Source organism: Haemophilus sp. C1, assembly GCF_001276515.1.
Taxonomy (GTDB): Bacteria; Pseudomonadota; Gammaproteobacteria; order Enterobacterales; family Pasteurellaceae; genus Haemophilus.
The window spans coordinates 1-12,239 of record NZ_LDVZ01000031.1 but is presented as its reverse complement, the minus strand read 5'-3'; the positions used below and the strand labels follow the sequence as shown (position 1 = coordinate 12,239).

Genomic DNA, 12,239 nt, shown 5'->3' with positions numbered 1-12,239 from the left:
GTGCTGTGCTGTGCTGTGCTGTGCTGTGCTGTGCTGTGCTGTGCTGTGCTGTGCTGTGCATAAAAGTTACCAAAATAAATAAAAAGGTGGAACAGTATAATATAAAAAGTGCGGTGAAAAATCATAGAAATTTTCACCGCACTTCTTTATTTTAAATATTATGCGCTAAACGATATTCGACTAAATCTTCAATAGTAAGCACAGAATAACCAAATTTTTTCGCAAATTCTACAATTTCAGGGGCGCGAGCCATTGTGCCATCGTCGTTAGTAATTTCACAAATAACGCCTGCTTCTTTAAATCCTGCTAGACGAGCTAAATCAACGGACGCTTCAGTGTGTCCGCGGCGAGTAAGTACGCCACCATTTGCTGCACGAAGTGGAAAAACGTGACCGGGACGATGTAAATCTGTTGGAACTGCATTATCAGCAATCGCCGTTTGAATAGTAGTTACTCGGTCTGCGGCAGATACGCCTGTAGAAACACCTTTTGCGGCTTCAATTGTCACAGTAAAAGCCGTTTTGTTTACGCTATTATTGTGTTCTACCATTGACGGTAAATCGAGTTGTTGGCAACGTTCATCGGTAATGCATAAACAAACAATGCCACTACCATAACGAATTAATTTTGCCATTTGTTCTGGCGTGATTGTTTCTGCTGGGAAAATTAAATCGCCTTCATTTTCACGATCTTCATCATCTAAAACTAATACGCCATTTCCATTTTTGAAGGCGTTAATTGCATTAAGTACACGTTCTTCAGCGGTATTGCCGAATGGAGATAAAATTGACTGATTCATAGTAATTTCCTAATTTGAGATTTCAATTAAATACCAGAATCAGGGCTGAGAAATGCAAATAAAATGAACGATTTGGGAACCCAATTCGTTTTATTCTCTTTCATCCAGACTTTACTGTCGGCTTTGGAATTTCACCAAATCTGCTGACTTTAAAAGTGAATGTCAGGGCAATTTCGCAGAAAAAACTTGCCTGAAATTGACCGCACTTTTAAACGCTCGTGGGCTTTACCACCGGTAGGGAATTTCGCCCTGCCCTGAGAATGCGTGCTAAGTATAACGCAAAATACCTAGGCACTAAATCAGAACGTGAAAAATATTTTCATTTATCCTACAATAAACACACTCAATTCTTACGCTATCAAGAGCGGATTATGTCAAAAGCAAAAGAGAAAAAAGTCGGTGTCATTTTCGGGAAATTTTATCCCGTACATACAGGCCATATAAATATGATTTATGAAGCGTTCAGTAAAGTGGATGAACTGCACGTTATCGTGTGTAGTGATACGGAGCGCGATTTGAAATTGTTTTACGATAGTAAAATGAAACGTATGCCGACCGTGCAAGATCGTTTGCGTTGGATGCAGCAAATTTTCAAATATCAAAAAAATCAGATTTTTATTCATCATTTGGTTGAAGACGGTATTCCGAGTTATCCAAATGGCTGGCAATCTTGGAGTGAAGCGGTTAAAAGCCTATTTAATGAAAAACATTTTGAACCTTCAATCGTATTTAGTAGCGAACCTCAAGATAAAGCGCCTTACGAGAAATACTTAGGTTTAGAAGTTTCGTTAGTCGATCCTGACCGCACTTTCTTTAATGTGTCTGCAACCAAAATTCGCACCACGCCATTCCAATATTGGAAATTTATTCCGAAAGAAGTTCGTCCTTTCTTTGCCAAAACAGTGGCAATTTTAGGGGGAGAAAGCAGTGGTAAAAGCGTGCTGGTTAATAAGTTAGCCGCCGTATTTAATACCACTTCTGCCTGGGAATATGGACGTGAATTTGTATTTGAAAAGCTCGGTGGCGACGAGCAAGCGATGCAATATTCTGACTATCCGCAAATGGCTCTTGGTCATCAACGATACATTGATTATGCCGTGCGCCACGCACATAAAATTGCATTTATTGATACGGATTTCATCACCACGCAAGCGTTCTGCATTCAGTATGAAGGAAAAGCCCATCCATTTTTAGACTCAATGATTAAAGAGTATCCCTTCGACGTCACTATTTTGCTTAAAAATAATACTGAATGGGTGGATGATGGCTTGCGCAGTTTAGGTTCACAAAAGCAACGCCAACAATTTCAACAACTACTCAAAAAACTGTTAGATAAATATAAAGTCCCTTATATAGAGATTGAATCGCCAAGTTATCTTGATCGCTATAACCAAGTGAAAGCAGTCATTGAGAAAGTGTTAAATGAAGAAGAAATCAGTGAATTACAAAATAGTCCATTTGTTATAAAAGGAAAACATCAATGATCTTATTTGCCGGTGATCCACACGGAAGCTACGATCATATTTACCCTTTTGTGAGCGAACAGGAGAATGTCGCCCTCATAATTTTAGGCGATTTACAGCTCACCACAACAGATGAGCTGGATAAACTTGCTCAACATTGTGATATTTGGTTTATTCATGGAAATCATGATAGCAAAACAATTAGTGCTTTTGATGCAATTTGGGGCTCTGAATGGCAATCACGTAATTTACACAATCGCGTGGTTGATATTCAAGGCACTCGCATTGCAGGATTAGGTGGAGTATTCCGAGGGCAAATCTGGATGCCGCCAAATCGCCCCATGTTTTTTGATCCTATTCATTATTGTCAATATAGCCCACAAGAGAAGATCTGGCGAGGCGGTGTGCCTTTACGTCATCGCACGTCAATTTTTCCATCAGATATTGAAATCTTAGAAAACCAACAAGCAGATGTGTTGATTTGTCACGAAGCCCCTAAACCACATCCGATGGGTTTCCAAGTAATCAATGATTTGGCAATGAAGATGGGGGTTAAGCAAGTATTCCACGGACATCATCACGAAAACTTTACTTATCGAACAAAGTATCCCTACAAAATCACGAATGTAGGTTTCCGTAGTCTTGCTGATGCAGAGGGAAATTATTTGCTACAAACGATTGACGATCGTGAAAAATAAATCCAGTCCAAAATAAAAGCCGACTCATCTGAATCGGCTTTTTTACATTCAAAGTGCGGTATTATTCCGCATTGTTTTTCGATTTAATGACGGCGTAAACTACACCTGTTGATAAAGCACTAATCGCAATTGCGCCAAGATATTTCAATGGCTCAGATACAAATGGAATGACAAATAATCCGCCGTGTGGAGCTTGTAATGTAATATTTAATCCCATTGAAATCGCACCAGCCACCGCACCACCAATCACTGAGCTAATAATGACTCGAATTGGATCTGCGGCCACAAATGGTAATGCACCTTCGGAAATAAAACATAAACCAAGAACAAATGATGCTTTCCCCGCATCGCGTTGACTAACGGTGAATTTATTGCGAGCAATCCAAGTTGCAACTGTCATACCAATTGGAGGAACCATACCCGCGGCCATTGCCGCAGCCATTGGCGTATAAACTTGGGAAGCAATCAATCCTACAGAAAAGGTGTACGCTGCTTTATTTACCGGTCCGCCCATATCGATACACATCATTGCGCCAATAATTGCGCCTAACACAATCGCATTCACTTCGCCCATTGAAGTAAGCCAATTACTTAGCTCTTTCATAATTTCAGCCACTGGCGGATTGATGAGGTAAATCATCGTCAAACCAACAATCATTGAACCTAAGAGCGGTAAAATTAAAATCGGTTTTAATGAAGTCAGACTTGCAGGCAATCGAATAATCACGTTCAGCCCTTTCACCACATAGCCCGCTAAGAAACCCGCAATAATACCGCCAAGAATCCCTGCACCCGCTTCACTTGCCAGCATCCCCGCAATCAAACCAACTGCAAGCCCTGGACGATCAGCGATAGAAAATGCAACGTAGCCAGCAAATACGGCGATCATTAATTTAAACGCCACACCTCCACCGATATTCATTAGTACATCAGGAAGATCTTGTAAGATTCCTGTATTTTCAATTACATTGAAACTGAACATAAAGGAAATCGCGATCAACAACCCTCCAGCAACCACTAACGGTAACATATGAGAAACGCCAGTCATTAAGTGTTTATACACACCTTTTTTCTCACGGCTTTCTTCTTTCGATCCTACATTATTTCCACCATCAAAAATTTTGGCTTCTTTAAATGCTTTATCAAATTCTTGCTCGGTTTTCTTCAAGGCTAATCCTGTTGAAGTGCGGTACATGGGTTTACCTTTAAATTTATCTAAAGGCACATCAATATCTGCTGCAACAAATACCAAATCAGCCGCCACGACTTCTTCTGAAGTAATTTCATTACCAGCCCCAACTTGACCACGGGTTTCAACTTTTACATTCCAACCTTGCTTTTTCGCATAGGCTTCAATCGCTTCGGCTGACATAAACGTATGTGCAACGCCAGTTGGACAAGCAGTTACCGCAACAATATTTTTTACACCAGAAACACCTGTAAAACTCACCGCACTTTTCGGAGCAACATAATCTGCTCCATTCGCTAAGGCATTTGCCAACGTGACTTCAGGAGAAATCATGGCGATAGCTTCACCGATAATAAAGACTTTTTTACCGACTAACGCAGGATTATTTGGTAATATAGAACCAAATACGAGAACAAGATCTGCTTCGGCTGGTATTTCTACAATAGAGACATTTGCTTTTTGCGCAGCCGCTCGAAAAACTTCATGTAATAAATAGGCTTTCGCATCGCCTACATTATCTGATTGGGTTAAAAATAACTTCATACTATCCTTCAATCATCGTTATTTGTACTTTTTCTAAAATGGGGTCAAGTAAACTCAAATCACTCACACCGACATTACTTTGAGAAACTGCAAAAGCGGACACAGCCGTAGCAAAAGCTAAGGTTTCAGCTTTCGATAAACCTTTTTCAAAACCATAGATTAAACCCGCTACCATGGAATCGCCCGCCCCAACAGTACTCACTACATTTTCACATTTTGCTGGTTCGGCTTTGAGCACGCCTTCACTATTAATCCATAAAGAACCTTTTGCACCCATTGAAATAATCACGTTTTCAATGCCTTCCGCTTTGAGTTGCTGTGCGGCTATAATAATTTCTTCAAGACTATTTAATGAATGACCAATCCAAGCCTCAAGTTCTCGATGATTGGGTTTTACTAGCCAAGGTTTCGCTTTTAATCCAGCGGTGAGCGCAGCATTGCTACTATCAAGCACAACTTTTACGCCAGCTTGGTGGAGCTGATTTAACCAATCAGCAAATAATTCAGGAGACACACCTCGAGGTAAACTGCCACAAACTGCGATAATGTCATAATTTAAACAATAAGCCAAAGAATCCGTCACAAATTGTTGCCAAACTTGTGGGCTTATTTGATATCCCAAGAAATTTAAGTCTGTCACATCCGCTTCAGTCTCGGTAATTTTTACATTGATACGAGTTTTGCCATCAACACGGTGGAATTTATCTTCCAAACCTTGCTTATTAAACATTTGCTCGAAATCAGCTGAATTATCCTCGCCCAAGAAACCGCCTACTGCAACATCAACGCCTAAATCTTTTAGCACTTTTGCGACATTAATACCTTTCCCTGCAGGAAATAAGCCAAGAGTTTCTACGGTATTTACTTCGCCAAGTTGAATACGTTTTAAACGTCCGACTAAATCATAGGCGGCATTTAAGGTAATTGTTACGACGCTTGCCATACTATTCCCCTAAACCCGATTCAATCACAGCACCGATTCCGTCAATAGCTTGTTGCGCTTCATCGCCCGTCGCAACAAAACGTAAACGAGTCCCTTTCACTACGCCTAATGCCACAATTTTCATTAAGCTTTTAGCACTCACTAATTGAGAATTACGATCAAGATTCTGAACCGCCACAGAGGCATTATATTTTTTCACTTCGTTTACCAACACTGCACTTGGGCGAGCGTGCAAACCGTGTTCGTTCTTAATTACAAACACTGCCTCAATAGCATTTGCTGGCAAGTTATGATCTTCGCTTACCGCTGGTGCGTGAATTTGTTCCCCCATAATCTCAATGGTGTCTGGTTCAGGTGGTGGCACTGCAGAAACATTCTCTCCCAAGCCATCGGCAATCGCTTTGCCCAATGCTTCAATCGCTTGTTTTGCATCTTCCCCTTCTGCCACAAAACGTAAACGATGACCTTGTGTTACACCAAGCGCAACAATCTTCATCAAGCTTTTTGCACTGACGACTTCACTTTCACGAGTAAGATTTTGCACGGTAATTTTCGAAGTGAATTTTTTCACTTCATTAACCAAATTTGCACTTGGACGCGCATGTAAACCGTGTTCATTACGAATCGTAAAGGTTCCTACAACAGCACCTTCTACGGATTGAGTTTCAACATTACTCGATGAACCCAAAAGTGCGGTCAAAATTTCTGTTGAATTACCATTGAGCAAGGTTGTTTGAACATCATCATCTAATAAACGCGCTAAAGTTGGATTAATTTGATCACTAACAGCTGAAACGGTTATCACACCTTTTACCGCTTTGCCATTGTGGCTAAAAATCGTTTTGGCACGACTAAATGCTAAGGCATTTTTCACATTTCCGACGACAGAATCCGTTACCCATAACCCTTTTCCAAGCGGTAATGCCGCATTATTAATCACCTCAGAAATAAAGCGATTTTCTACCGCACTTTGCACCTGCAATTGCCCCGCATTAATCGCGACTAAAGTTAATAAACTTTGGGTATCCACATCTAAACTGATATTAGCAGCAGGAATTTCAAATGGCTCGATAGTTTCACCCATTAAAATCGCGCGAAATTCAGCAACATCGGTTATTTTTGCTAATTTCGCTGCGGTATCTTCATCACTCAAAACGTGAGTAAGTTGACGTAACAAGGACAAATGCTCATCAGATCGCGCCGCAATACCAATCACGACATAAGCAATATTTCCCTCACCCCATTCTATGCCTTGAGGAAATTGAAACACTTGCACACCCGTTTTCTTTACCATCGAACGAGTATCCAAAGTGCCATGAGGAATAGCGATGCCATTGCCTAAAAAGGTTGAAGTTTGCTGTTCGCGCGCTAACATTCCTTGTAAGTAACCATTTTCCACATTGTCTGCTTGAACTAATGCGGACGCTGCCATTTCAATCGCTTGTTGTTTATCAGCTGCGTTAGCATTTAAATGAATGTTGCTTTCCGAAAGTTCTAACATTCTTGCTCCTTAATAATTTAAAAATAAAGCTGCTGGTGAAATAAATCGACCAGCAGCTTGTTGAAAAACAATTATTTAGATGTACAGGCTTTCAGCAGTGCTTCACTACCTTGCGCAATATATTCATCATTTTCACCGCGCTCTTTGCCTTTTTGCAAATCACGCATCGCATCATAAATACCTTGAGTCATGCTTTGCGAATCCACTTTTTCCCAACAATTTGCACTCAAACGTTTAAGATTTGCTTGCAATGCTTCCGCATGTAACACGCCGCTATAATAAGCATATACATCAGAATCATGACCGCCTGTATAAAGTTTATCCTGAATTTGTTTCACAGGAACTAAAATACGACCTAAATACCAGTCATTCGCACCACTTGCAAAATTATCCACAAAGAAATTTTCATTCACGCGACCTTTATATGTCGCCACTGTCGCTTCATAAGCTACTGCATAGGATTTCTGATCGATTTTATCTTTATCTAAATCAATCACTTTTTTATCCTTTCCCATAAATGGAACATAGTTGGTAACCGATGACCAAGAAGAACAACCTGCCAACATTAACGTAAAAAATAAAACAGAGATTTTTTTAAACATAGTCATACCTAATTGAAAATCAATAAAAACGCAGCCATTATACTGGCTGAGTGGGATTAAGCAAGGAAGCCTATAAGCCCCATTTAAACAAATGCTTAATTTCGTATAAAGTCAGTGAAGTCAGACCATTGCTCAATGCGAAAAGCGCGAATATCTCGTACGGACTGAGAAATCCACTCCAACTGTTTTAGTGCATTCATTGCCTGAAAAAGATTAGCCATATCTTCATTCGTATTGGTATATAAACTTCCTTGTGTTCTAACAAAACCAAATTTTGCTAAGGTTGCGCCAATGTCTGTGTAAGCCTGTTGAACGCCCTTTGGATGATAATCTTGAGTGTCTTTTACAACTAAATCAAAAGCAATCGCGTACATAATTTTCCTTATTCAGCTTCGGGATCTTCAAGTAGGTGAGATAAGCGATAAATGTCTTTTTCACCAGATTGTAACAATGTGATATTCACCAACACATCACCATCTGGCAAAAATTCCGCAACCTCGCCAACCACATAAGGCACGCCAAATTGCCCGAATTGCTTAATACAGCCTGTTGGAATTTGTTGTCTTAGTTCCATATTTAACCTCATATTTTTATGGTTTTATAACATAATTTTGTAGAGAAATGGATAAAAATTTACCGCACTTCTACTCCTACTCCGCCTCTTTAACTAAAGACACCAAAATCTGATCGATTTTAAAGTTTTCCGTATCAATCACTTCAAACTTGTATTTTCCGTAAACCACAGAATCGGTTTTTTTCGGGATTTTGCGTAACATATACATCATAAAACCACTGATAGTTTCGTAATTTTCTTCATCTGGGAAAGATTCAATATCTAACACTCGCGTCACATCTTCTAATGGCGTTGCGCCATCAATAAGCCACGAATTTTCATCACGACTAACAATATATTCTTCTTCATTAGAAACCAATTCCCCCATGACAATACTCATTACATCATTTAGCGTAACGATACCCACTACAAGGGCATATTCATTTACAATAATCGCAAAATCTTCACCAGTAGATTTAAACAATTCCAACACTTCGTAAAGAGAAAGCGTATCAGGCACAAATAATGCTTTACGGAGTAGTTTAGGATCAGTTAGCACCACATTTTCATTCTGCAAATACATGGTTAGCAATGTATGGGATTCTACATAACCTAAGATTTTGTCGAGGCTATTGTCACAAATCACAATTTTAGAATGAGAATCACGAGAAAGCGTATCCATGACTTCTTGGCGAGAAAAAGTGCGGTCTAAATACACGATATTTTCACGGGTTGTCATGGTGGAAGTAACTGTACGGGATTGCATATCGAAAATATTTTCGATGAGATAATGCTCTTGAGTTTTCAATACACCAGCCTCTGCGCCCGCTTCTACTACGGCGAAAATATCTTCAGACGTCATGCCATCTTCACGCACAGTGGAAATACGAAATAAGCGGAAAAATACATTAGCAATCGTATCAAAAAACCACACAAGCGGCTTAAACACAAACATACTGAAATTCATAATGCCGACAACGCGCAATGCCACCATTTCAGGATAAGTAATGGCAATACGTTTTGGAATAAGATCAGCAAATAAGATAAAGAAACAAGTAACCAATACAAACGCAATTGTAGAAGCAGTTGGCTCAATCCAATCGCCCACAAAAGAGCGGCTTAAAATTTCCGCGATATAAGGGCTTAGTGCACTTTCACCAATTCCCCCGCCAAGAATCGCCACCATATTCAACCCGATTTGAACCACGGTAATAAAACGACCAGGATGCTCTTGCAATTTAAGTACTTGAAGCGCGCGTACATCCCCTTCATTAGCAAGGGTTTGTAGTTTTAATTTACGCGAACCCGCCAGTGAAATTTCTGCAGAAGAAACAACCGCACTAATTAGAATTAAGGCAATAATCGCCAAAATAGTATGAAATAATTCCATAATCATTACTCAAAAATATGAAAGAAAACGACCGCACTTTGCGGCCGTTCAGGATATTACTCTTCGCTGTCAAACCAGCCGCGAACAAATTGAATAGACAAGAATAAAGTAGCTAACAGGAATGCATAGAAAATCCAAGAAACGATTGGATGACTTGGCGTGTCATCAGCAGTCATTTCTTTAATTGAGGTTGCATTGCGATATTCATCCATCATCGTAATACGCCAACCATAGTATTTAATTTGCACAAGTTTGTTGTCATTCCCCAAAGCCTGCGCTTCAGCCTGTAAATTGGCTGAGCCAAATTTGAAGTAGAACGGGAAACCCCAACGTGTATCTTCATTGCGATACACCATAATTTTGCCATCGTCATTTTGCGTATTAATGTAATACACATCACGTGTTGGGCCATCAGCTGGATTCGATTTTGTGATGGGGCCATCTTTATCAACACGTTTAACTTCTACACCAGTAACACGCGTCACATCGTAATGAGGAAATACATAATTCACCACAGAAAACATAAAACCGTGGAATAAAAAAACAACAATAAATAAGAAATATTTAAAAAACTTTCGCATACTTTTCCCTTGTCAGAACTGTGCATTTATTCTACACGAATTTTAAATAAACGCTCGAAATTTTGCGTACTGATTCGAGCAAACGCATCAGCAGAAACGCCCTTTAAGGTTGCCACGTATTCACATACTTCTCTCGTATAAGCTGGTTGATTTTCTTTTCCGCGATAAGGCACTGGCGCAAGATAAGGCGAATCCGTTTCAACCAATAAGCGATCCGTTGGCACATAACGAATAACCTCACGAATCGCTTCGGCATTTTTAAAGGTGACAATGCCAGAACAAGAAATGTAAAAGCCCAAATCCAACGCTTTTTTCGCAAATTCCATAGTTTCCGTAAAACAATGAATAACGCCACCGCACTTTTCAGCATGGTGTTGGCGTAACATTGCAATGGTGTCATCGCCCGCAGAACGTGTATGAATAATTACAGGCTTATCTAATTGGTTTGCAATATCGATTTGGCTACCAAACACCGCTTGTTGCTGTGCTTTATTGTCTGCGCTGTAATAATAATCTAATCCAATTTCGCCAATCGCAATCACTTTTGGATCTTGTGCTAAACGCAATAAACGTTCTGCGTCATAAGGTTCCTCTTCAAAATCCAGTGGGTGAACACCGCAAGCCAGCGAAACATTATTAAATTCCCGTAAAGAGTCATAAGCCTGCTCAAAACGGCTTAACGTTACACCAATGGCGAGCAAATGTTTTACATCACGCGCGCGCGCTTTTTCCACCACATCCGCAATGTTTTTGTGTAAATTTTCATAATCCAACGCATCTAAATGGCAGTGGGAATCTACAATAAACATAATTATTTTTCCTTATGCCTAAGGCTTGAACGCCATAGACGATATATCTTTAATTTATTGCGTTTCAAATACTTCTGTGACTAATCGCGTCAAGCCATCTAATAGCATTAATTCAACATTCACGCCATTAATTGTAAGCAAATCTGACCGCACATTTTGCATAATTTTGATTGCTTGTAATAAACCAAGAGCATTTTGCTCATCGCTGAATTGCTCTATGCCACGGCCAAGATCCGCAACTTGCCGATGACTATTAATTTCAAGTTTATGCTTTAAACAATCGGAAAGAAAAGCCAAAATCCAATCCACTTGCTGAACATAGCGTTCTTTATCAAACAACGGAAGCAATTCCAATGGTGAACGTCGGCGATAAAACACCCAAAATTGACGTAAGAAGTTTTTACGCTGTTCAATCAGCCCTTGTTGTAACGTTTCTAATGCTAAAAGTGGTCGTCCAAGATTCATCGCAAGTGCGGTCAAAATTTCCTGATTTTCAGCCGCACTTTCTGATTTTAACCAATCAAGAGCCATTTGTTCATTAGGCACGGACAGATTCCACACTTGGCATCGACTGTAAATGGTTGCTAATAAACTTGCTGAACTATCCGTCTGAAGTAAAAAATAAGTATTTGGACAAGGCTCTTCCAATGTTTTCAATAACGCATTGGCAGCCGCTTCCGTTAAACGTTCCGCACCTTGCACATACACCACTTTATTGCCATTTTGTTGTGCGTGCTGCGCAACCATTTCATTAATGTCGCGTACTTGATCGACGCCAATATCTTTACCGTCAATCGGGCTTAATTCGTAATAATCTGGATGACTATGGGCTTGCATTAAATGACAAGAATGGCATTGACCACAAGGTTTATCGCCTTGAGCCACACACATTATTTTCTGTGCAAGTGCATCAAATAAACGTTCTACACCTAAACCAGCATCCGCTTTAATCAGCACAGCATGATGCCCCAAACCTTCGTTAAAGGTTTGAGCAATTTGATGATAAATTGGCATTAGCCAAGGGTAAAGTGCGGTCATTTTTCCTGAAATTTTTGTAAATAACGAGGGCAATTATACACATTTTCAAACTGGCTTGACAAAATAGCAAAAAGCAAACGTTTACTTTTAATAAATAAGAAATAAATAGAGAAAAATGTGAGCTAAATGA

The 12,239-nt window shown here is 39.8% G+C and carries 12 protein-coding genes, 1 pseudogene and 1 riboswitch; of the genes and pseudogenes, 2 read left to right on the top strand and 11 right to left on the bottom strand.

Annotated elements, in window-relative coordinates; genetic code table 11:
* Positions 1–151: 151 nt before the first annotated feature.
* Positions 152–799: a 3,4-dihydroxy-2-butanone-4-phosphate synthase gene (ribB, locus tag ABW51_RS08865; protein ID WP_053466455.1), complete on the bottom strand. Its 648-nt coding sequence runs from the start codon at positions 797–799 to the stop codon at positions 152–154.
* 88 nt (positions 800–887) lie between these two features.
* Positions 888–1,065: riboswitch (FMN riboswitch) on the bottom strand.
* Here ribB and nadR point away from each other — a divergent pair.
* Together nadR and ABW51_RS08855 are read left to right on the top strand one after the other, a co-directional pair.
* Positions 1,042–2,283, top strand: a pseudogene (gene nadR, locus ABW51_RS08860) (multifunctional transcriptional regulator/nicotinamide-nucleotide adenylyltransferase/ribosylnicotinamide kinase NadR); the annotation flags it as partial. It overlaps the preceding riboswitch by 24 nt.
* Positions 2,280–2,960: a metallophosphoesterase family protein gene (locus tag ABW51_RS08855; RefSeq protein WP_053466453.1), complete on the top strand. Its 681-nt coding sequence runs from the start codon at positions 2,280–2,282 to the stop codon at positions 2,958–2,960. The pseudogene nadR and the gene ABW51_RS08855, both read left to right, overlap by 4 nt.
* Before the next feature lie 61 nt (positions 2,961–3,021).
* Here the strand turns inward: ABW51_RS08855 and ABW51_RS08850 are convergent, their stop codons facing one another.
* From ABW51_RS08850 to ABW51_RS08805, 10 genes are all read right to left on the bottom strand, one after another.
* Entirely contained in the window at positions 3,022–4,692 is a 1,671-nt protein-coding gene (locus ABW51_RS08850) for a fructose-specific PTS transporter subunit EIIC (RefSeq protein ID WP_053466452.1), read from the bottom strand.
* Between the two features lies 1 nt (position 4,693).
* A complete protein-coding gene (gene fruK / locus ABW51_RS08845) occupies positions 4,694–5,635 on the bottom strand; it encodes a 1-phosphofructokinase (protein WP_053466451.1) in 942 nt (313 codons plus the stop codon).
* Position 5,636: 1 nt separating this feature from the next.
* The gene (gene fruB, locus ABW51_RS08840; RefSeq protein ID WP_053466450.1) at positions 5,637–7,136 is read right to left on the bottom strand and encodes a fused PTS fructose transporter subunit IIA/HPr protein; all 1,500 of its coding nucleotides are present in this window, start codon (positions 7,134–7,136) and stop codon (positions 5,637–5,639) included.
* Between the two features lie 71 nt (positions 7,137–7,207).
* Complete coding sequence (locus ABW51_RS08835) at positions 7,208–7,738, bottom strand: hypothetical protein (RefSeq protein WP_053466449.1); 531 nt, start codon at positions 7,736–7,738, stop codon at positions 7,208–7,210.
* A 95-nt stretch (positions 7,739–7,833) separates the two neighbouring features.
* The gene (vapD, locus tag ABW51_RS08830; protein WP_053466448.1) at positions 7,834–8,112 is read right to left on the bottom strand and encodes a virulence-associated protein VapD; all 279 of its coding nucleotides are present in this window, start codon (positions 8,110–8,112) and stop codon (positions 7,834–7,836) included.
* An 8-nt stretch (positions 8,113–8,120) separates the two neighbouring features.
* Positions 8,121–8,312, bottom strand: a complete 192-nt coding sequence (locus ABW51_RS08825) for a DUF5397 domain-containing protein (RefSeq protein ID WP_005649350.1) — start codon at positions 8,310–8,312, stop codon at positions 8,121–8,123.
* A 76-nt stretch (positions 8,313–8,388) separates the two neighbouring features.
* Complete coding sequence (locus ABW51_RS08820; protein ID WP_048952952.1) at positions 8,389–9,687, bottom strand: hemolysin family protein; 1,299 nt, start codon at positions 9,685–9,687, stop codon at positions 8,389–8,391.
* Positions 9,688–9,737: 50 nt separating this feature from the next.
* Positions 9,738–10,262 carry a DUF1523 family protein gene (locus tag ABW51_RS08815; RefSeq protein WP_053466447.1) on the bottom strand — a complete coding sequence of 175 codons (525 nt, stop codon included), beginning with the start codon at positions 10,260–10,262 and terminating at the stop codon, positions 9,738–9,740.
* A gap of 26 nt (positions 10,263–10,288) precedes the next feature.
* On the bottom strand, positions 10,289–11,071 hold the full coding sequence (locus ABW51_RS08810; RefSeq protein WP_053466446.1) for a YchF/TatD family DNA exonuclease: 783 nt from the start codon (positions 11,069–11,071) through the stop codon (positions 10,289–10,291).
* A gap of 54 nt (positions 11,072–11,125) precedes the next feature.
* Complete coding sequence (locus ABW51_RS08805; protein ID WP_053466445.1) at positions 11,126–12,109, bottom strand: DNA polymerase III subunit delta'; 984 nt, start codon at positions 12,107–12,109, stop codon at positions 11,126–11,128.
* Between the last annotated feature and the right edge of the window lie 130 nt (positions 12,110–12,239).

Excerpts from the sequence above, each read along its gene's own strand:
- ABW51_RS08825 (WP_005649350.1), bottom strand. The coding sequence starts at position 8,312 with ATGGAACTAAGACAACAAATTCCAACAGGCTGTATTAAGCAATTCGGG.
- ABW51_RS08855 (WP_053466453.1), top strand. The coding sequence starts at position 2,280 with ATGATCTTATTTGCCGGTGATCCACACGGAAGCTACGATCATATTTAC.
- ABW51_RS08810 (WP_053466446.1), bottom strand. The coding sequence starts at position 11,071 with ATGTTTATTGTAGATTCCCACTGCCATTTAGATGCGTTGGATTATGAA.
- ABW51_RS08835 (WP_053466449.1), bottom strand. The coding sequence starts at position 7,738 with ATGTTTAAAAAAATCTCTGTTTTATTTTTTACGTTAATGTTGGCAGGT.
- ABW51_RS08820 (WP_048952952.1), bottom strand. The coding sequence starts at position 9,687 with ATGATTATGGAATTATTTCATACTATTTTGGCGATTATTGCCTTAATT.
- ABW51_RS08815 (WP_053466447.1), bottom strand. The coding sequence starts at position 10,262 with ATGCGAAAGTTTTTTAAATATTTCTTATTTATTGTTGTTTTTTTATTC.
- ABW51_RS08850 (WP_053466452.1), bottom strand. The coding sequence starts at position 4,692 with ATGAAGTTATTTTTAACCCAATCAGATAATGTAGGCGATGCGAAAGCC.
- fruK (WP_053466451.1), bottom strand. The coding sequence starts at position 5,635 with ATGGCAAGCGTCGTAACAATTACCTTAAATGCCGCCTATGATTTAGTC.
- fruB (WP_053466450.1), bottom strand. The coding sequence starts at position 7,136 with ATGTTAGAACTTTCGGAAAGCAACATTCATTTAAATGCTAACGCAGCT.
- ribB (WP_053466455.1), bottom strand. The coding sequence starts at position 799 with ATGAATCAGTCAATTTTATCTCCATTCGGCAATACCGCTGAAGAACGT.
- vapD (WP_053466448.1), bottom strand. The coding sequence starts at position 8,112 with ATGTACGCGATTGCTTTTGATTTAGTTGTAAAAGACACTCAAGATTAT.
- ABW51_RS08805 (WP_053466445.1), bottom strand. The coding sequence starts at position 12,109 with ATGACCGCACTTTACCCTTGGCTAATGCCAATTTATCATCAAATTGCT.